We start from the raw sequence: 19179 nt of genomic DNA, 5'->3' as shown, positions 1-19179 counted from the left end.
AAGATAATACTCAGTAATTTTATATTATTCCCATTATATGTGCATTTTCTGTCATAATTCGTAATTTAAAATAAAAAAATAAAGGAGAAATTTTAGTATTCTCCTTTATCTAATAATATTTCTATTTCTTATTTTATTTTCCTTAACTTTAATATTCTACATTCCAATCCCTATCGTTAGCATAAATTTTTATATTTTCTCTCCAAGTTTCTAATAAGTCTACATTATATTTAGCAAGTATATCATTTGCTTCTTTAACTGAAGGAGAGTTATGCATTACCTTTGACCTTGTTACTACTCCAATAGAAGGTCTTATTGCATTAATAAATTCTTCAGAACTAGATGTATTATATCCATGATGAGCAACTTTCAATACATCTACCTTAGTACCTGGGATTAATCCAAAATTTATAATATCTCTTTCAGCTTCCTTATGAATATCACCAGTAATAAGCATTTCAAAATCATAATAGTCAACAAATATAACTGCTGAATCATTATTAAAAGAACAATAATCTGTTCCTATTATATCCTCTGGAGCTTTATCCAAATAATTTTGTTTATATATTTTGTCTGGATGAACAAATTTTAAAATATTATATGGATCAATATAAGTGTTTGGTGTTGTATCATAAATTTCAACTTGCTTTTCTTCAGCAAGATTTAATACTTTTTCGTAGAACTGATAACAGTAATTCATACAATTAATATTATATCCTTGATTCTCGATACTTTCTGCCCCTTCAAATCCTTCATATCTCTTCATCTCTATATCATATGGATAATAGAACTTATTGACTTTAAAGTTTTCAAATACTTTAATAAAACCAGCAATATGATCTGAATGAGGATGAGTATTTATTACATAATCTATATCCTCAACACCATCTTCTTCAGCTAAATTTCTTGTCTTTAAATAATTTACAAGATAATCACCGTGCCAAACTTCTCCTCCATCTATTAAGATATCTTCTCCAGTTGGAAGTTCAATATATATAGAATCTGAATCCCCTGTTTTTAATACTTCAACAAATAAATATGGCTTATTTTTTAATTTACCAAGATATCTTCCGTTACTATCAAAGTTATAACTCTCTCCAGATATTATTGCTTCTTTATCTGCCATAATTCCTTGTCCATTAAACCAGTATTTAACACCATTAATAGTTAGCCATTTATTAGTTGCTCTAATTCCATTTGATTCTAGATAGTACCATTCTCCATTAAAATATCTCCAACCTGTTGCCATTATTCCATTTGGTTCTAAATAATACCATTTACCATCTACCTTATTCCATCCAGATAGCATTTTTCCTTCATTATCCATAAGATACCAGTTTTTATTCCAATATCTCCAACCCTTTGCCATCATTCCTGATGGTTCAAAATAATACCAACTATTATTCATATATCTCCAGCCTGTTACCATTACCCCGCTTGGCTCTAAATAATAATCTGCATTACCATCATTTACAAAACCAGTTGCCATTCTTCCATCTGAATGCATATAATACCAGTTTTTATTCCAATACCTCCAGCCCTTTGCCATCATTCCTGATGGTTCAAAATAATACCAACTATTATTTAAATATACCCAGCCTGTTAGCATTATTCCACTAGAATTTATATAATAGTCTGCATTTCCATCGTTTATAAAACCAATTGCCATTCTTCCATCAGGATGCATATAGTACCAGTTTTTACTCCAATATCTCCAGCCTTTAGCCATAGTTCCTGATGGATCAAAATAATACCAATTGTTGTCCATATATTTCCATCCTGTCACCATTGCTCCGCTACTGCTTAAATAATAGCGATTGCCATTCTCCTCAATCCATCCAGTTGCCATCTTTCCATCTGGATACATGTAATACCATGCTTTATTCCAATATCTCCAGCCTTTAGCCATTGTTCCTGATGGATCAAAATAATACCAATTGTTATCTATATAGTTCCAGTCTGTCACCATTATTCCGCTACTGTTTAAATAATAGCGATTACCATTCTCCTCAATCCACCCAGTTGCCATTTTTCCATCTGCATTCAAATAGTACCAAGCTTTATTCCAATACTTCCATCCCGTTGCAAGCTTTCCTGATGAGTCGATATAATACCAGTTACCATCAATATAATTCCAACCAGTTTGAGTCATCTTTTCCGTAATATTTGAATTAACAGCAGCTTGTTCATCTTGTTCATTTGCGGGTATATCTACTACTTTTAAGTTGATAAAAAGTAAACTTATGAGTCCTAGATTAACTAATCCTTTAATACTTTTATTCATTTTTCCACCTGAATTCTATATATTATAATTAATATTTAGTTAATAATTGTCATATCAATTATTATTATACTATTAATTATTGCCATGATGTCAATAATTATCCATTTTTTGAAAAATTTAATAATTATTTAAATTCATTAAATTCTTTTCTTGAATATTTATGATGTTTCATGCAAGCCATAAGTGGTATTGTATAGCCCTCTTCTGTAAAATTTATTTCTGTTAAGCTTGTCTGCTTTATAAAAGGAGGGTCCCATAATGTGTCTATATCCCTGTTCTCTAGTTTGCAAAGATAAGCCTTTAAGGTTATGGTATGGGTTACTACAAGTATATTTCTTCCCTTTTCTTTTTCTACTATAGCACTTATGGCATTATAAGACCTCTCCATTACTTCGTAAAAGCTTTCTCCACCTTCTGTTGGAATATATTTTGATGGCACATTCCAAAAATTAAAGTAATTTTCCTTATCTATTTTTTCAATTTCTTCTTGATTTAGTCCTTCCAGTTTCCCCATATTAATTTCTTTTAATCCATCATCAAGAATTATATTTATATCTCTATTTCCCCTTACTATTTTTGCTGTTTCATAGGCTCTTCCTATTGGACTGGAATAAATAATATCTATAGGCAAATCTTTTATTCTATCCCTTAACCATTCTCCCTGCTTTATTCCAAGTTCAGTTAAAGGTGAATTCCCCCAGCCTTACATCATTCCCTTTTCATTCCATTCAGTTTCTCCATGCCTTGTTAAAAATAACCTCGTCATTTCAATTCCCCCTTTAATTAGTTAGTAGTGTGGAGTGTGAAACAGTTAGGAGTTAGTAGTTAGTAGTGCTGAGTTAGGAGTGAAACTCAGTTAGCAATTAGGAGTTTGGAGTTAGTAGTGTGGAGTGTAAACAGTGTGGAGTTAGTAGTGTGGAGTTAATGGTTACTAATTCCTTCTTAATTATATAAAATAATTAAGAATATTAAAATATATTAGGCTATTTACGCATTTATTATATAATAAGAAACAGTGAGGGCTTGTCCATACAAAAAAGTTAATATTCTGCTATATTGATTAAGTAAAAAACTTCTCCATTAGGAGAAGTTTTCTAGTTTGCCATATCTAAATTTACATCTGATAAAGCTATTATATTTAATATTTTTTCTGCTCTTTCTTTAGTTGAACCTGTAATTATTTCATATTTAATATTTTCTGCATCTAAAAAGCTTAATATTGCCTTATCCACAGCTTCTGCCGCTTCTTCATCTTGCCATCTTACACCATCTTTTGAATAGCCAAATTCTCTTGGTACAAAGAAGATATGATCATATTTTGGTAAGTCTCTTAGGGCTAGTACATAAAGATCCTTTAATATTTCTATTTCCTTCTTTGTTCTTTTTTTATCTCCAAGCATAAATCTAGCATAAATATATGGTACAAATGTAGCATAGTCAGTTAAAGCATAATCGAATTCATTTAAACTTTCCTCTAAATGAAGCTGTCCTAAATATATTCCGTATTGTTCAGATATATTTTCAATCATACCCTTATCTCTTAGGTATTCTGTACTATACTCTGTAGCTACTCCTACATTTAAATCTCTAATTTTCATATCAACATAAAGTTGTTGTATTAATGTAGTTTTCCCACATCTTGGTCCACCTAAAATGGCAATTCTTTTTGGCATTACGCAACCTCCAAAAGTTATAACAATATTATTTTTTCATTATTTTAATTTCTAATTATATTAATTTTAATATTATATTTAAAAACAGATATTAATTATATCAAAAATCGACATAAAATTCAATGTCTATTAATTCTCAATTCCAAGAAGCCTTATTTATTATTCAATATCTCTTCAACCACTTTCTCACATATTTTATGACTTTCTAAGGAATCTTCTAAAGAAGGATTAGGCTGCCTATTTTCTTTAATTGCATTAATAAATTCTGATAGCATATCGTTAAAGCCTCTCTTATATAAGGTAGTTTCCCACCATCCAAAGGTACTTGCTTTCTTTCCACTATCATTTATTTCAAAGATTCTATCCTGTAAATTTTCAACTATATATTTACCTTCATTAGTCATGTATTCTATATTTTCTTCAGTAACTCCAGCCCTTCTATTCATTATTCCTATTGCAGTTGTATATTCTGTTTTAAGGGTTAAAACTACATTTTCTAGCATATCTCCATTCTTTTTATAAGAAATATCTATACCTTTTATTTCACCATCAGCTAAAAATCTTAGAGTATCCACAACGTGAATAAAATCTTCCACAATATATCTTCTTGTTATATCTGGCTCGTCTCCCCTATTTTTCTGCATTATCACGATATCTGCCTTTCCTTTTTCTTTAAGGGATTTTACCATTGGGCAGAATCTTCTATTAAAGCCAACCATTGCTATAATGTTATTTTCTCTTGCTAAAGATACTATCTCTTCTGTTTCATTTAAGTTCATGCTTATTGGCTTATCTATGTAAACATTAATCTTATTTTTAATTAATTTTACTGCTGTTTCATAATGGGCAGTTGTAGTTGTTGATACTATTGCCCCATCAATTTTTTCTTCTGAATTTATTAAATCATCAACACTAGAATAGGCCTTATCTATTCTATATAAGGATTTCATCTCATCTAAAACCTTCTTATTTCTTGTGCAAAGGATAAGCTCTACCTCTTCTCTAAAACTTAATACAGGCAGATAAGCCTTCTTTGCAATGTCACCAATACCTATAATTGCTATTTTCATTTCCTTCATCTCCTTCTAGCAAATTAAATATAAACTAGCTACTAAATAAGTCCTAATTTTTCAAGGCCTTTAGTTATTCCTTCATTCTTAACATCTTCTGTAAAATCATAAGCATACTGCTCTAACTTCTTATGGTATCCTCCCATGGCTATTCCATGCTTAACTACTTGGAACATTTCCACATCATTTTCTCCATCTCCAAAGGCATAAGTCCTTTCCCTGTCTATATCAAGAATTTCTAATAACCTGCTTATTCCATAACCCTTTGAATATTTCGAATCAAATATTTCAAAAGCCCCAAAGGCTGCATTCCCCATAAGAGCAAGGTTGGATCCTTTAAATCTTTCTGCTGCTAATTTATATTCCTTTTCTGATTCTCCTAATACAATTATTTTTACTGCCTTAACAGTCTCTCTATTCCATTCTTCAGTAAAATTTTCTATTCCTAAAGATGCTCCTTCTATAAAATCTAACAGCTTTCTATCCTTTAAATCTGCAACATAATTAATATTTTGTCCTTCTAGCATATATGTAATTTTATTATCTTCTAGAAATTCCAATATTTCTTTTAAAAGTTTATTATCCAAAGCTTCATCTAATAAAACTTTATTGTTCATTTCTATATATGCCCCATTTGAGCCTATATATCCATCAAAATTCAAAGCTGCTAGATCCTTATTAATGCCATTTTTAGGTCTTCCTGTTGCTAACATTGTTATATATCCATTTTCCTTTAACTTCTTTATAGATCTTTTTGTACTTTCTGTTGGTTTTGATATTCCCTTTGTCCAATCTATTAATGTTCCATCTACATCAAAAAATACTATTCCTTTTTTACTCATCTTGACCTCCTTAAATGGGGTCAGTCCCCATTACATTATTTGGAATGGGGACTGACCCTTTTTATCTTTGCAGATAGTGGAATAAAGCTCCTAGAAGATTTGCATCATTGCCATATTGGCATTTTTCTATGACTGGTCTTACCTTTGCATGAGTCATAGTCTTCATAAGTAAGTCCATATTTTCATTTATTTTATCAATAAAATCTTCCCTTGAACTTATTGCTCCTCCAATTAGGATTTTTTCTGGATCATATATATATTGTATATTAAATAAGCCCTTTGCTACATTAAAATAAAAATTGTTTATTTCTTCTTTGCAGATTTCATCTCCCTGCTCAGCTAATTCAAATATTTTTTTGCCATCTAGTTCTTCTGAGGAAAGTCCCTTTCTTTTTGCAACAGTTCTAAGTAGTCCTCCAGTTGAACCTATATCACTCCAGGTTTTAAATTCCACTCCTTCTTCTGTTTTTATACTTTCTAATATCATATAACCAAATTCTCCCCCATGCATATGGGTTCCCTTATGAATTTTTCTATCCTTTATTATAGCACCTCCAATGCCTGTCCCACAAACAACAAAGGCTACATCTTTGTTATCTTTAGCTCCTCCAAGCCATACTTCTCCTAAGGCAGCAGAATTTGCGTCATTTTCAATTTCTAAAGTTAGACCTAATTCTTCCTTAAAAATCTTCTTAAAGTTAGGACCATGAATACATGGAAGGGCACTGGAACCTCCTATTGTTCCTTCTTCGCTGTCAACACTGCCTGGAGCACTTACAGCTACACCTGATATATTATGCTCTTCCTTTGCCTTTCTGGAAACTTCAAGCATCTTATTAATAAATATATCGAAGTTATGTCTTTCTGACTTATAACTTCCCTTCTCTATAAATTCTCCCTTTTCTGTTATAATAGCGTGTTTTACACTACTTCCTCCTATGTCAAACACTAAATACTTTTTCATAAATTATCCCCCTATATAATTAATTAAAACATTAATTAACTTAATCTTTTAAAATTTCTTCTATTCTTTCTAATTCTTCCTTACTAAAGGATAGATTTTCTACTATTTTTACATTATCTATAATTTGTTCAGGCTTACTTGCCCCTATTAATACGCTAGTTACCTTGTCCTCCCTTAAAACCCAAGCTAAGGCCATTTGAGCTAGGCTTTGATTTCTTTCTTCTGCTATCTTATTTAAGGCCCTAACCTTTTCAAGCTTTTCATCTGTTATATCCTTCTCATTTAAAAATCTACTTGAGACTTTTTTAGCCCTTGAATCTTCAGGAATACCATTTAAATATTTATCAGTTAAAATACCCTGAGCTAAAGGTGAAAAGGCTATTGAACCCACTCCCTCTTCTTCATGAAGCTTATTAAGTTCTACTTCAATCCTTCTATCAAACATGCTGTATCTTACTTGATGAATCAAACATGGAGTTTTATTTTCCTTTAAAATTCTTAAAGCCTTTCTTAAATATTCAGCATCATAATAATTTGAAAGTCCGACATATAAAGCCTTTCCTTGTCTTACTATATCAGATAAGGCCCCCATTGTTTCTTCAAGAGGTGTATCTGGATCTGGCCTATGATGATAGAAAATATCTACATATTCAAGGTCCATTCTTTTTAAGCTTTGGTCTAAGCTTGCTATTAAATATTTTCTTGAGCCATAATTACCATAAGGTCCCTTCCACATGTCATAGCCAGCCTTAGTAGATATCACTAATTCATCCCTATATTGCTTTAAATCACTATTTAATATTCTCCCAAAGTTTTCCTCTGCTGAGCCAGGAACTGGACCATAGTTATTAGCTAAATCAAAATGAGTTATTCCATTGTCGAAGGCTTCAAATATTATCTTTTTTTGATTTTCAATTGGATCTACTGAACCAAAGTTATGCCATAATCCTAAAGAAACTCTAGAAAGATACAGCCCGCTTTTTCCACTCTTTAAATATTTCATTTTATCATATCTGTTTTCTTCTGCTTTATACATCTCTAAATACCCCCATAGTTTATAAGTAAAATTTATACAAGCTCCCAGTAAAGCTTTACAGGAAAATTAAGCTTTAAGGCTACAATTATCTAACAATTATAGCCTTAAATTCAAACTTATCGTATCTATGTCTTGAGAAAGAATATTCAAAGACTTTTCCATTATCTAAATATCCTATTCTTTCAACTTCTATAATAGGTTCATCTATTTTTAATTTTAAATATTCCCTATCTAATTGTTCACTTTTCCTTGCCCTTACTGTTGAATGAGAACTTTGTATTTTATACTCCATTTTATCTTCTATATAACTATAAATTGAACCTTCTACATCTGATTTTTTTATGTTTGGAAAAAGATATAAAGGCATATAGGTTTTTTCTATTACTGTAGGCTCTTCATCGATATATCTAACTCTATGTATAAGATAAACAAAATCTTCCTTTTCAATCTTTAGGTTTTGAGCAATTATTTCATCAGCAGAAATTATCTTAAAATCTAATATTAAACTTTCCACTTTATGCCCCTCATTACTGGCAGTTAAACCTGTGAATTGATTTTTTATTGTTAAATCTTCTATTTGTTCTTCTGATATATCCTTTACAAAGGTTCCAGAACCTCTTCTTTTAACAATTAATCCCTCTAGAACTAATAAATCTAAAGCCTTTTTTACAGTCATTTTGCTGGCATTAAACTTTTCACACATTTCTTTTTCAAAGGGAAGTTTATCGTTTGCCTTGTATTCTCCGCTAATTATTTTATTTTTTATATAATTTGCTATTTCATTATATTTTGTCATAGCCCTATCTTCCTTTTATATATATTACAAAATGATTTTTGCTATTATCTATATTTAAATAATAGCAAAAATCCTATCTAAACACAAACACTTAGCGATTAAAATCCATTATCTTCTGACACCTTTTTAATCCATCTTCCTGACTTCTTAATAGTTTTCTTTAAAGTTCTTAAATCTAAAGATATATACCCATATCTATTCTTATATGCATTTGTCCAGGACCAGCAGTCAATTGGTGTCCATAAATGATAACCAAAGCAATTAGAACCTTCCTTTATTCCTCTATGAAGATTTTGTAAATGTTCCTTAATAAAATCTATTCTATAATCGTCTTCAATTATACCATCTTTATTTTTATATTTCTCTTCTCCTTCAACCCCCATTCCGTTTTCTGATACAAACCATGGAATATTGTTGTAGTTATTCTTTATATTTATAGCTATATCATAAATTCCTTCAGGATATATCTCCCATCCCCTGTATGGATTCATTCTCTTGCCTGGCATATCATAAAAATCAAAATATTTCTCCGGAAGCCATCCCTTGCTTTCATCAAATTCTGATTCCTTAGCCTTAATTCTTCTTGGCTGATAATAGTTTACTCCAAGAAAATCTATAGTATTATTTTTAATTATTGACAGCTCTTCTTCAGAAGCTTCCCAAATAACCTTATCCTTTTCTAATATATCTGTTAATATTTTGGGGAACTCTCCTTTAATTGATGGGTCTAAAAAGGATCTATTAAACATTGCATCTGCAATTTCTGCTGCCTTAAGATCTTCCTCATTATTACTTCTTGGATAGCTTGGAGTTAAGTTTAATATTATTCCTATTTTTCCACCCTTTTTATCACATTCCATTTCCCTAAACTTTTTTATAACCTTTGCAGAAGCAAGATTTAAATTATATAAAACCTGTACAGCTTTTTTTCCATCCACTATTTTAGGATAATGGAATTGATATAAGTATCCTGCCTCGACAATAACAATAGGCTCATTAAAAGTAACCCAATGTTTAACTCTATCTGAAAATAATTTGAATGCTGTTTCTGCAAACTTAACAAATAAGTCTACAACATGCTTTGATTCCCATCCTCCATATTTTTCATATAATTCTATTGGCAGATCAAAATGATGTAAGTTCATTACTGGAAGCATTCCATTTTTAATAATTTCATCTATTACATTATTATAAAATCTTACTCCATCTTCATCGGGCTCTCCACTTTCTAAGTCCTTAATAAACCTTGTCCATTGAATTGATGTTCTAAAACTATTTAGTCCTATTTCCTTAAGCATAGCTAAATCTTCTTTATAACTATTGTAAAAATTAGATGTTACCTTTGGACCTACTCTATCAAAGAAAGCCTCAGGCTCAATTTCATACCAATAATCAAAGATATTTTTATGAGATTTATTAAAATCTCCCTCTGACTGTGGTCCTGATGTTGCAGCTCCCCACCAGAAATTTTTTGGAAATAAATATTGACGCATTACTACCATCCTTCCAGAAATATATTTTGTTCTATTTATATTATATATAGCAATTTAATATTTGTATATACTTTTAAATAAAAATAATATATTTTTATTTTCAATAATTGATAAATGTATATTTTTATAATAAAATAGATATATACTTATACTTAATATTAAAAAATTAAAGGATGCGGGAGGTTTTTTATGAATAATATCAATATGGAAGCTATAGCCTTTAAGTTAATTAGTAATGTGGGAGAAGCAAAATCCTTGTTAATGGAGGCTTTAGAGCTTGCAAGAAATGATAATTTTGAAGCTGCAGACGACAAAATAAAAGAAGCCAATAAATTTTTATCTGAAGGTCATCACAGTCACTTTTCTTTAATTCAAAAAGAGGCAGATGGAGAACAGCTTCCCTTCTCATTGATTTTAATGCATGCAGAAGATCAATTGATGACAACTGAAAGCTTAAAACTATTAGTTGAAGAGCTAATTTTTATGTATAAAAAACATTCAAAATAATATTATATAAAAAAAGAGCCTTTGAGATTTGAAGGCTCTTTTTTATAATTATTTAGTATTTTGAAATTCATCTATTATCTTAATAGCCTGATTTAAGACAGCTTGTCCATCTACCCTTCCATAGGTAAGCACATCTATAACTGCTATTGGAATTTTTCCATTTACCATAGTTTTCATCTTAGATTGAAGGAATCTCACTTGTGGGCCTAATAATAAAATATCCGCCTTTTCCCAATTAGCTTCTGCTTCACTTTGAGATACTGCCCATATGTTACAATCAAGACTATTTTCCTTGGCTGCCCTTTGCATTTTACTAACTAATAGGCTTGTTGACATTCCTGCTGAACAAACAAGTAATATATTCTTCATATTTTCCTCCATTTAACTCTGCTATTTATTTTCTTCTAATTCTTCTTCCAACTTTAAGGCCTGAGTATCCATAACTTTAATAAACGGTGCCCAAATGGCTAATACTATTGCTAAAATAACTAACTGTAAAATACCACCCCTAATTGAGTTAGTTGCTAATATCCCACTAAAAAATATAGGAACTGTCCATGGTACTGTTACCCCTGTTGTTAAAGGAACTAACCCTAACTTCATTGCAAAATATGCCACTGTTACTGCTGCCATTGGTGCTAATACCCAAGGAATAAGTATTGTTGGGTTCATAACTATTGGTAAACCAAAAATAACTGGTTCATTAACATTAAATATACCTGATGGTGCTGATAATTTAGCGATTTGTCTTAACTGTTTACTCTTAGCAATTACAAATATACCTACTATAACTGCAAGGGTCATTCCGCTCCCACCAATACCAACGGTGAAGGTTTCCATAAATTGCTTTGTAATGATATTTGGAAGTTCTACATTTGCCTTAAAGGCTTCATAATTATCAAGGGATAAGGTATTCCAAATTGGATCTAGAACCGAATTTACAATAATTTGTCCATGTAATCCAAAGAACCATAATATTTGTACTGAGAAAATTGCTGCTAAGGTTGCTACTAATCCGCTTCCTAAGGAAGTTAATGGCATTTGAATAATTTCATATATAAAATCGTGTATATTACCCCAAGGTGTAAAAGTAAATATCGTTCTTACTATAACAACTGATAATAGAACAATTACTGTTGGTATTAAAGAAGCAAAAGATTTTGCCACAGTTGGCGGAACCCCTTCTGGCATCTTAATTGTCCAATCTTTACTAAGAATTAAAATATATAATCTAGTTACTAAAAAGGATGCAAATATACCAACAAACATTCCTTTTGCTCCTAATCTTGCTATAGGAATAATATCATTTACTAGTTCTCCAGCCTCAGTCGTAACTGTTAAAGGTGTCAAAATTAAAAAAGATACAATTGATATTACTGCTGGAAAAATTGGATCAACATCATAACTCTTAGCATAGTAATAACCAATAGCCATAACTACAAACAAAGTAGTTATACTCATTGTTGCTGATGGAAGTATACCTAATACATTTTTTAATGCAGTTAATGCTTCTTCACCTATAACTTTATCCAAATAAGGAATATTCATAATAACAAGTGCAAGAGAACCAACAACTGTTATAGGGAAAGCAAGCATAAAAGCATCACGTAATACTGTTAAAATACGGCTTGTCCCAAGTTTCCCTGCTACTGGAAGCAAGCGATTTTCAATAAGATTATTTAGCTTTGACATAATTCTCATCTCCCAACCTTTTTATAATTTATGAAATCTATTACAGTTGTTATTATATACAAAAATATATCCTTTGTAAAGTAAAAGTATATATTTTTATATATACTTTTTACAATATAAGTAAACATAATGTGATGAAGCATGAATAGTTTGGAGTAAGATCCAGTTTGGAGTGCTGAGTGAAATTCAGTTAGCAGCGGGGAGTAAGAATCAGTTTTGAGTGGGGAGTGGTGAGTGCTGAGTTTGGAGTGTGAAGTGCGGAGTAAAATCAGTGTAGAGTTAGCAGGGTGGAGTGCTGAGTTTGGAGTGTGAAGTGTGGAGCGGGGAGTTAGCAGTGTGGAGTGTGGAGTTGCTAGGGTGGACAAGCTAATTATAAAACTATCATAAAAATAGTATTTATTCATAACAAAAAAATATTACTGAAAATCAAAATTTCCAGTAATACTTATAAATAAAAATCAAATTTATCCAAAAATATTCTAATTCAGAACTTGCTAGGATGTGCAAGCATCCCCTTATACAAGATAACTATTAACCCAACCCCACACTACTAACTGCACACTACTAACTCCTAACTGAACTCCTAACTACTAACTACTAACTGAGTTTCACTCCTAACTGATAGTTGTACTATTTCTTACTGTTTTTGTTATTGAATTTAATATTTTGCATATTTCTTTGCATTTACTTAATAAACTTTCTCCTGCTTTTTTATCTAAATAATTAGTTTTTGTTAATAATCTAATCCAATATTCTGTTTCATATGCTTCCTTTAAAGCAATATACATTTTAGCTAGAAAGTCCCTTTTTGATTGTCCTTTCAAAGCTTCTGAAACATTTGCCCCAATACTAGTAGCAGCTCGTAATAATTGCTTAGATAAAACAAATTCCTTTTTAGTTTTAACTAACTCCCTATACAAATTAACAATATCAACAGCAAAATCAAAAGACTTCTTAGCTATTATACTTTCTGACATAAAAAAACCTCCCGTTAATTATTTATATAACTAAATAATTAACAAAATCTGGAGGTTTCATTCCTGCTATTTATTTAAAATATAAAATATCTCATTGTCCACAATTTCCCTACCCAAAAACTCCAAACTGCACACTACTAACCGTTAAAACTCCTAACTGAATTACTAACTCCACACTCCTAACTACTAACTCCTAACTGAGTTTCACTCCTAACTCCTAACTCCACACTACTAACTACTAACTGAACTACGCTGTTGGTGCACTCTTTATTAAAGTTAATTTTCCTTTAATCACATAATCTCCAAGGCTGGCAGGAATTAAATAGCTGTCTCCCATCTTTATTTCTTCCTTGAAGCCTTCTCCTTCTATTAAACCTGCTCCATCTACGCAAGTATAAATATCAAAGTGTTCTAAGTTTGACTTATCTTTGTATTCCTTGTCTACAACTATTTTATCCATTGAGAAATATTCATTTCTAGTAAGTTCACTCATCTTATATCCATCATATTCTACAAGCTCTTTATCACTTAAATTTTCTGGAACTAAGTCAAAGTCTATAACATCTAAGGCCTTTTCTACATGAATTTCTCTTGGTCTGCCATAATCATAAACTCTATAAGTTAAATCACTGTTTTGCTGAATTTCTGCTATTATAAGACCTTCACAAATTGCATGAACTGTTCCGCTTTTAATTAAGAAGCAATCTCCCTTTTTAACATTAATCTTATTTAAATAATCTTCAACCTTATTTTCCTTAATTGCCTTTTCAAATTCTTCCTTAGTGCAGTTTTTAGTTCCTACAATTAGGTATGAACCCGGCTTTGCATCTACTACATACCAAGCTTCTGTTTTACCAAAATCATTTTCAACTTCTTTTGCATATTTATCATTTGGATGAACTTGTACAGATAATTTCTCCCTTGAATTAATTAATTTAATAAGTAAAGGGAACTTTTCTATACTAACTTTTGTACCAACTAATTTATGTCCATACTTTTCTATTATCTCTCCAAAGCTTAGACCTTTTAGTTCTCCATTTGCAACTATTCCTGTTCCATTATTATGGAAGGCTATATCCCAAGATTCACCTATTTCTCCTTCTGGAAGGTTATCTCTAAACTTTTCAAAGTCCCTTCCCCCCCAGATTTTTTCATAATATAAATTTTCAAATTTTATTGGATACATAGTGTTCCTCCTTATAAATACTACTATTTTAATTTATAATCTAATTTTCTATTTATGTAAAGCCTAATCTTTAAATATAAATTTTTAAATATTAAGTATATTTTATTTTTTAGAAGATTCTACATGAATTAAAATCTCCTTTCCTTGAGATAATAAATTTATAAGGAGGGATTTTTATGTCTAAAAATTCAAAAAAGAAATATCCTTTAGTAAATTATGAAGAAAGTAAAGCTAATGATAAAAACACATTAAATAATAAAACAAAATATGATGATGAACCTGTAAGTCCTTACTTAGAGCATGAAGATGAATGGTAATAACATAACTGAGGGAGGGATATCTATGGCTAAAAATTCAAAAAGCAAAAGTATTTATGCACCAAAAATAAGAACTGGTTATAGGCCAAAGAAAAATGCTTTAAGAAGTTTTGGTAAAGATAAAAGTACAGGCACCATACTACCAAGCCCAGTGACTGATGATATTGTGGTTAATAATATTTCTTACTCAGAATTTGATTATATTTATGACCCTATATACGAAGCTCAATTTGATGATTTGGAAGATTCCTATAAGGATGATTGGTAAGGAGGAGTAATATGTTAAGAAAAAAAGGAGTTTTTGGGGATAAGGTTAAAACCAATGTAGACGATTTAAAAACCGACTTTGTCCTATATAGAGATTATTTAAGTTCTACTATGTTGCCAAGCTATCTAAAAGATTATATAAAAAAATAAATATATAAAGGAGAATTACTATGACTAAAAAAGGTACTTTATCATCAATAAAAGAAGAGGGAAATTTAAATAATCAAGTTCCTAAAGATACTTATTCTATTGCAAACACTATTCAAGATCAAAAACGTAGTGATGACTTTACTAAAAAATTAAAAATTGAAAGAGAATCAAAAGAAAATCAAAAAAAATAAGCATTAAAAATACAAATTATTTTTTATTAAAAAGATAATTGCTAATTTCTTCTATAAATTAGGAAAATATTAGCGATTATCTTTTTGTTTTTTAATTATAATTTTGATATAATTAAATCGTATATTATATTGCGGGGGAGATATTATGAAAAACTTCTTTACATCAAAAAAAGCTTTAAAAAACAAAAAATCAAAATTTGATGATCTTAAGAACATACCTAAAAATTCTATTAGTGTTAAAGATTCAATTACAACCAAATTAGTGATTTCTTTTGCTTTATTGATCTTAGTAATAGCAGGAATTTCTGGTATCAACTTTTATAATTCCTATATGCTAAGTAAAGCAAATGATGATCTTTATAATATTAACACTAAGTCAATAAATTACATATCAAAATTAAGTGCCAATACAAATTATAATTATCTTGCTAGTAAATTAGTAATTTCATCTACAAGCAGTGCTGAAAAATATGTAATGACTAATAATATAAAAGATAATATAAAGAAAAATGAAGAATTAATAAATTTATATAGAAATACTGCTCTTGTTGGAAAAGATACAACAAAATATGATGAAGCAGCAAAATTAATTAAATCCTTAGATGAACTTGCTTTAAAAGTTGCAGAATTGGCATCCCAAAATAAAATTGATGAGGCACTTTCTCTTTCAGCTGAATTAGATACAACTTATAAAACAGCTGATGGATATTTAAGTGATATAATGGTTGCAAATGAACTTGATGCAGAAGAAACCGTTGCCAATAATAGGGCTGAATCTCAAAATTTATCAAATATGATAGTTGTAATAGACATAGTTTCTATAATAATCACTATATTATTAGCCATCTATTTAGTTTCAAGAATAATAAAACCTTTAAAATCAGTTGTAGCTTTTGCACAAAGAATCTCTAATTACGATTTATCTACAGATATGATTTTAAAATCTAAAGATGAGTTTAAACTTATATGTGATTCATTAAATTCAGCTCAAAATAACTTAAGATCTATTTTAGCTACTGCTATTGACGGAATTAATACAATTAACAGTTCAAGTGAAGAATTATCTGCTTGTATAGGAGAAGTTACTTATCAATTTGATACAATAAATAAATCAACAGAAGGAATTAATACTGGTGCTCAAGAAACTAGTGCAGTAACAGAAGAATTATCTGCTTCAATTCAAGAGGTAAGTTCTAGCATGATAGTTTTATCTGAAAAAGCAACTGAAGGTCATCAAAACTCTGAAAAAATTCAAGAAAAAGCAACTGAAACTAAAGAAAATACCAATTCAGCTATCAATACTACAAGAAATACATATAAAGATGTTGAAGCTGATATTAAGACTGCAATCGAAAAAGGAAATGTTGTAAATGAAATTGCAAATATGGCAGATACTATTGAATCAATTGCAGAACAAACAAACCTATTAGCTTTAAACGCAGCTATCGAAGCAGCTCGTGCAGGAGAACATGGTAAGGGCTTTGCTGTAGTTGCTGAAGAAGTTAGAAAATTAGCTGAAGAATCTAAGAATTCCGTTCATGAGGTTCAAGAAACAATAAATGAAGTTAGAGAAGCCTTTAAAAACCTTTCTGAAAACAGCAATAAATTATTGGAATTTATGGATAAAGATATAATAGATGAATTTAATAATTTTATGTCAGTTGCCGACAGTTATGAAGAAGACGGAATATTTGTTAAGGAAATGAGTGAAAATATAGCAGCTATGTCTGAAGAAGTTTCTGCAACAATAACACAATTAACTGATGCAATACAAACTGTTGCTAATATGACTCAAGAAACTTCTACAAATGTTAACTTAGTTAAAGAATCAATTAATGATACTGATATGGTAGTAAAAGAAATAGTTAGCGCTGTTGAAGCTCAATGTCAATTAACAGAAGAAATTAAACAAACTCTTTCAAAATTCAAGCTATAACAGTTAACAAATAAGTATTAACAATTGCCATACAATAATCAACAATTAACTAGTAAAAATATAACAATAATAGTTAATAAATATACTAATTTGGACAAGTCTAACATTGATTTATAAAAAGGAACTTTTCATCACTTGTGAAAAGCTCCTTTTTTCTTTTAATTCTTATATCTTATTTTTATAGAATATTATTAATTAATCTTTCAACTAAAAAATTATATAATATGAATTATAAATTGCAAGGTATTTATTTCTATCCTACTAACTTTCCATATCAACCTTTTTCATAGTATTCTGCATATAAGTTATTTCCGGATTTAGTTTATTAATTTCTGCAATTGTCATTCTTGATCTTTTTCCATTAGTTATTTGGTGATTTTGATCTTTCTTTATATATACAGTACTACCTGAACTAATATCAAACTCTTCCTCCTCTATTTTTATTCTACCATTTCCCTTTAATACAATAATTATTTTTTCATCATTATTAAGCTTTTGAGTTTTTGTATATTGTCCAGGATTAAAGAAAAGAACATTACATTCTAAATCTTGGCCCTTAAATACAGGAATTTTAGGAACCACCATTTCATTGTACTGTTCTATGGAAGTTTCTAAAAGATTTATATTAATATCCAAAATATGGCCTCCTCCTACTATGATTTCTTGTTTTATTATTTGATAATTAATTAATATTTATTCAATATAATATCTTTTAATAAAAAATAAGAAGCTATTAATTTAAGGGAATAAAAGCCCTTATCAATAGCTCCTTTCTAAATTACTTTTATTTTAATCATTCATATGCTCCATTCCCCACAGACAAAGATTTTGTAATATAGGCATTAAGGTCTTTCCCCTTTCTGATAAGTAATATTCAACCTTTGGAGGGATTTGTGGATATTCATGCCTTACAATTAAATTATCAGATTGAAGTTCTTTTAACTGATTACTAAGCATTTTATGGGTAATACCATCTAATACTTTTTTTAATTCACCATATCTCATCACTTCACGTTTCCATAACCAAAAAAGGATATGCAGCTTCCACTTACCACCAATTAAAGATAGAGCATATTCAAAAGGTTTAGAATTTACTACTGGTTCATTTGACATATCATTACTCTCCTTTTGGATAGTATCCAACATTTTATATAGTATCCTACAAAAAAGTTCGTACTTTCTTTTTTATATATTGTATTCTATCATTAGAATATACTCATAACAAGGAGGTCATATTAATGAAAAAAGAAATCGAAGTATTTGATTATGCAAAAGAAATTCTTGAAGCATTGCAAAAAGGTGTTTTACTAACAACAAAAACTGATGAGAAAGTAAATTCTATGGTAATCTCTTGGGGAACTCTAGGAATAGAATGGGGAAAACCTATATTCACAGTGTTTGTAAGAGAAAATAGATTTACCAAGAAACAACTAGATAAGAATCCAGAGTTTACAATTAATATTCCATATGGAGAATATGATAAAAAGATTATTGGAGTTTGTGGAACAAAATCTGGTCACGACATAGATAAAATTAAAGAACTAAACTTAAACTTAGAAGAAGCAAATAAAATATCTGTTCCAGCTATCAAAGAACTTCCACTTACTCTTGAATGTAAGGTTATTTATAAACAAAAGCAAGATGAAAATGAAATTACAGAAGAAAATAAAGCAAGATTTTACCCACAAGATGTAGAGGGTTCATTCCATGGAGCAAATAAAGACTACCATACAGCATATTACGGCGAAATTGTAAGTGCATATATTATAGAGTAATAAAGATAAAATTTAATTTTATA

21 protein-coding genes and 1 pseudogene are annotated in these 19179 nt (G+C 29.8%); 7 read left to right on the top strand and 15 right to left on the bottom strand.

The genetic code is table 11. The features are described from left to right. Positions 1–148 precede the first annotated feature (148 nt). The 9 genes and pseudogenes from BEN51_RS02625 to BEN51_RS02585 form a co-directional block, all read right to left on the bottom strand. The gene (locus tag BEN51_RS02625) at positions 149–2284 is read right to left on the bottom strand and encodes an MBL fold metallo-hydrolase (RefSeq protein ID WP_119864546.1); all 2136 of its coding nucleotides are present in this window, start codon (positions 2282–2284) and stop codon (positions 149–151) included. Positions 2285–2408: 124 nt separating this feature from the next. Beyond that, positions 2409–2975 (bottom strand): annotated as a pseudogene (locus BEN51_RS02620) (histidine phosphatase family protein); the annotation flags it as partial. A gap of 403 nt (positions 2976–3378) precedes the next feature. Then, on the bottom strand, positions 3379–3957 hold the full coding sequence (locus BEN51_RS02615; protein ID WP_119864545.1) for an AAA family ATPase: 579 nt from the start codon (positions 3955–3957) through the stop codon (positions 3379–3381). A 152-nt stretch (positions 3958–4109) separates the two neighbouring features. Next, positions 4110–5027 (bottom strand): Gfo/Idh/MocA family protein, encoded by a 918-nt coding sequence (locus tag BEN51_RS02610; protein ID WP_119864544.1) that lies wholly within the window; start codon positions 5025–5027, stop codon positions 4110–4112. A gap of 41 nt (positions 5028–5068) precedes the next feature. Next, positions 5069–5869, bottom strand: a complete 801-nt coding sequence (locus tag BEN51_RS02605) for an HAD family hydrolase (protein ID WP_119864543.1) — start codon at positions 5867–5869, stop codon at positions 5069–5071. 61 nt (positions 5870–5930) lie between these two features. Further along, on the bottom strand, positions 5931–6833 hold the full coding sequence (locus BEN51_RS02600) for an ROK family protein (RefSeq protein ID WP_119864542.1): 903 nt from the start codon (positions 6831–6833) through the stop codon (positions 5931–5933). A gap of 40 nt (positions 6834–6873) precedes the next feature. Next, the gene (locus tag BEN51_RS02595) at positions 6874–7869 is read right to left on the bottom strand and encodes an aldo/keto reductase (RefSeq protein WP_119864541.1); all 996 of its coding nucleotides are present in this window, start codon (positions 7867–7869) and stop codon (positions 6874–6876) included. Positions 7870–7954: 85 nt separating this feature from the next. Beyond that, positions 7955–8665, bottom strand: a complete 711-nt coding sequence (locus tag BEN51_RS02590; RefSeq protein WP_119864540.1) for a GntR family transcriptional regulator — start codon at positions 8663–8665, stop codon at positions 7955–7957. A 98-nt stretch (positions 8666–8763) separates the two neighbouring features. Continuing rightward, positions 8764–10158 carry a glycoside hydrolase family 1 protein gene (locus tag BEN51_RS02585; protein WP_418219551.1) on the bottom strand — a complete coding sequence of 465 codons (1395 nt, stop codon included), beginning with the start codon at positions 10156–10158 and terminating at the stop codon, positions 8764–8766. A gap of 189 nt (positions 10159–10347) precedes the next feature. Here BEN51_RS02585 and BEN51_RS02580 point away from each other — a divergent pair, with 189 nt between their 5' ends. Beyond that, a complete protein-coding gene (locus BEN51_RS02580; RefSeq protein WP_335621844.1) occupies positions 10348–10665 on the top strand; it encodes a PTS sugar transporter subunit IIA in 318 nt (105 codons plus the stop codon). A 48-nt stretch (positions 10666–10713) separates the two neighbouring features. Here the strand turns inward: BEN51_RS02580 and BEN51_RS02575 are convergent, their stop codons facing one another. The 4 genes from BEN51_RS02575 to BEN51_RS02560 all read right to left on the bottom strand — a co-directional run bounded on the left by BEN51_RS02575 (position 10714) and on the right by BEN51_RS02560 (position 14520). After that, a complete protein-coding gene (locus BEN51_RS02575; protein ID WP_119864538.1) occupies positions 10714–11034 on the bottom strand; it encodes a PTS sugar transporter subunit IIB in 321 nt (106 codons plus the stop codon). Between the two features lie 21 nt (positions 11035–11055). Next, positions 11056–12357, bottom strand: a complete 1302-nt coding sequence (gene celB, locus BEN51_RS02570) for a PTS cellobiose transporter subunit IIC (RefSeq protein WP_119864537.1) — start codon at positions 12355–12357, stop codon at positions 11056–11058. Between the two features lie 614 nt (positions 12358–12971). Continuing rightward, positions 12972–13334: a four helix bundle protein gene (locus BEN51_RS02565; RefSeq protein ID WP_119864536.1), complete on the bottom strand. Its 363-nt coding sequence runs from the start codon at positions 13332–13334 to the stop codon at positions 12972–12974. Positions 13335–13581: 247 nt separating this feature from the next. Next, positions 13582–14520: a type I phosphomannose isomerase catalytic subunit gene (locus tag BEN51_RS02560; RefSeq protein ID WP_119864535.1), complete on the bottom strand. Its 939-nt coding sequence runs from the start codon at positions 14518–14520 to the stop codon at positions 13582–13584. A 176-nt stretch (positions 14521–14696) separates the two neighbouring features. On the opposite strand from BEN51_RS02560, the gene BEN51_RS13780 reads away from it, so the two are divergent. From BEN51_RS13780 to BEN51_RS02550, 5 genes are all read left to right on the top strand, one after another. Beyond that, a complete protein-coding gene (locus BEN51_RS13780; protein WP_164704077.1) occupies positions 14697–14837 on the top strand; it encodes a hypothetical protein in 141 nt (46 codons plus the stop codon). A gap of 25 nt (positions 14838–14862) precedes the next feature. Then, entirely contained in the window at positions 14863–15105 is a 243-nt protein-coding gene (locus BEN51_RS02555; protein ID WP_119864534.1) for a hypothetical protein, read from the top strand. 11 nt (positions 15106–15116) lie between these two features. Then, positions 15117–15254: a hypothetical protein gene (locus tag BEN51_RS13775; RefSeq protein ID WP_164704076.1), complete on the top strand. Its 138-nt coding sequence runs from the start codon at positions 15117–15119 to the stop codon at positions 15252–15254. A 20-nt stretch (positions 15255–15274) separates the two neighbouring features. Next, positions 15275–15445, top strand: a complete 171-nt coding sequence (locus tag BEN51_RS13770) for a hypothetical protein (protein ID WP_164704075.1) — start codon at positions 15275–15277, stop codon at positions 15443–15445. A gap of 145 nt (positions 15446–15590) precedes the next feature. Next, positions 15591–17381: a methyl-accepting chemotaxis protein gene (locus tag BEN51_RS02550; protein WP_119864533.1), complete on the top strand. Its 1791-nt coding sequence runs from the start codon at positions 15591–15593 to the stop codon at positions 17379–17381. Positions 17382–17642: 261 nt separating this feature from the next. Here the strand turns inward: BEN51_RS02550 and BEN51_RS02545 are convergent, their stop codons facing one another. Together BEN51_RS02545 and BEN51_RS02540 are read right to left on the bottom strand one after the other, a co-directional pair. Then, positions 17643–18017 (bottom strand): cupin domain-containing protein, encoded by a 375-nt coding sequence (locus BEN51_RS02545; RefSeq protein WP_119864532.1) that lies wholly within the window; start codon positions 18015–18017, stop codon positions 17643–17645. Between the two features lie 153 nt (positions 18018–18170). Beyond that, a complete protein-coding gene (locus tag BEN51_RS02540) occupies positions 18171–18494 on the bottom strand; it encodes a winged helix-turn-helix transcriptional regulator (RefSeq protein ID WP_119864531.1) in 324 nt (107 codons plus the stop codon). 125 nt (positions 18495–18619) lie between these two features. Between BEN51_RS02540 and BEN51_RS02535 the strand changes: the two genes are divergently transcribed. Next, entirely contained in the window at positions 18620–19156 is a 537-nt protein-coding gene (locus BEN51_RS02535; protein ID WP_119864530.1) for a flavin reductase family protein, read from the top strand. The last annotated feature ends 23 nt before the right edge of the window (positions 19157–19179 follow it).

The organism is Clostridium isatidis (assembly GCF_002285495.1).
GTDB lineage: Bacteria > Bacillota > Clostridia > Clostridiales > Clostridiaceae > Clostridium > Clostridium isatidis.
Note: the sequence above shows the minus strand (reverse complement) of the source record. Positions and strands in the feature narration are given on the sequence as shown.

What these genes read in the sequence shown, in the direction of transcription:
- BEN51_RS02625 (WP_119864546.1), bottom strand. Translation starts at nt 2,284, where the DNA reads ATGAATAAAAGTATTAAAGGATTAGTTAATCTAGGACTCATAAGTTTA.
- BEN51_RS02615 (WP_119864545.1), bottom strand. Translation starts at nt 3,957, where the DNA reads ATGCCAAAAAGAATTGCCATTTTAGGTGGACCAAGATGTGGGAAAACT.
- BEN51_RS02610 (WP_119864544.1), bottom strand. Translation starts at nt 5,027, where the DNA reads ATGAAAATAGCAATTATAGGTATTGGTGACATTGCAAAGAAGGCTTAT.
- BEN51_RS02605 (WP_119864543.1), bottom strand. Translation starts at nt 5,869, where the DNA reads ATGAGTAAAAAAGGAATAGTATTTTTTGATGTAGATGGAACATTAATA.
- BEN51_RS02600 (WP_119864542.1), bottom strand. Translation starts at nt 6,833, where the DNA reads ATGAAAAAGTATTTAGTGTTTGACATAGGAGGAAGTAGTGTAAAACAC.
- BEN51_RS02595 (WP_119864541.1), bottom strand. Translation starts at nt 7,869, where the DNA reads ATGTATAAAGCAGAAGAAAACAGATATGATAAAATGAAATATTTAAAG.
- BEN51_RS02590 (WP_119864540.1), bottom strand. Translation starts at nt 8,665, where the DNA reads ATGACAAAATATAATGAAATAGCAAATTATATAAAAAATAAAATAATT.
- BEN51_RS02585 (WP_418219551.1), bottom strand. Translation starts at nt 10,158, where the DNA reads ATGCGTCAATATTTATTTCCAAAAAATTTCTGGTGGGGAGCTGCAACA.
- BEN51_RS02580 (WP_335621844.1), top strand. Translation starts at nt 10,348, where the DNA reads ATGAATAATATCAATATGGAAGCTATAGCCTTTAAGTTAATTAGTAAT.
- BEN51_RS02575 (WP_119864538.1), bottom strand. Translation starts at nt 11,034, where the DNA reads ATGAAGAATATATTACTTGTTTGTTCAGCAGGAATGTCAACAAGCCTA.
- celB (WP_119864537.1), bottom strand. Translation starts at nt 12,357, where the DNA reads ATGTCAAAGCTAAATAATCTTATTGAAAATCGCTTGCTTCCAGTAGCA.
- BEN51_RS02565 (WP_119864536.1), bottom strand. Translation starts at nt 13,334, where the DNA reads ATGTCAGAAAGTATAATAGCTAAGAAGTCTTTTGATTTTGCTGTTGAT.
- BEN51_RS02560 (WP_119864535.1), bottom strand. Translation starts at nt 14,520, where the DNA reads ATGTATCCAATAAAATTTGAAAATTTATATTATGAAAAAATCTGGGGG.
- BEN51_RS13780 (WP_164704077.1), top strand. Translation starts at nt 14,697, where the DNA reads ATGTCTAAAAATTCAAAAAAGAAATATCCTTTAGTAAATTATGAAGAA.
- BEN51_RS02555 (WP_119864534.1), top strand. Translation starts at nt 14,863, where the DNA reads ATGGCTAAAAATTCAAAAAGCAAAAGTATTTATGCACCAAAAATAAGA.
- BEN51_RS13775 (WP_164704076.1), top strand. Translation starts at nt 15,117, where the DNA reads ATGTTAAGAAAAAAAGGAGTTTTTGGGGATAAGGTTAAAACCAATGTA.
- BEN51_RS13770 (WP_164704075.1), top strand. Translation starts at nt 15,275, where the DNA reads ATGACTAAAAAAGGTACTTTATCATCAATAAAAGAAGAGGGAAATTTA.
- BEN51_RS02550 (WP_119864533.1), top strand. Translation starts at nt 15,591, where the DNA reads ATGAAAAACTTCTTTACATCAAAAAAAGCTTTAAAAAACAAAAAATCA.
- BEN51_RS02540 (WP_119864531.1), bottom strand. Translation starts at nt 18,494, where the DNA reads ATGTCAAATGAACCAGTAGTAAATTCTAAACCTTTTGAATATGCTCTA.
- BEN51_RS02535 (WP_119864530.1), top strand. Translation starts at nt 18,620, where the DNA reads ATGAAAAAAGAAATCGAAGTATTTGATTATGCAAAAGAAATTCTTGAA.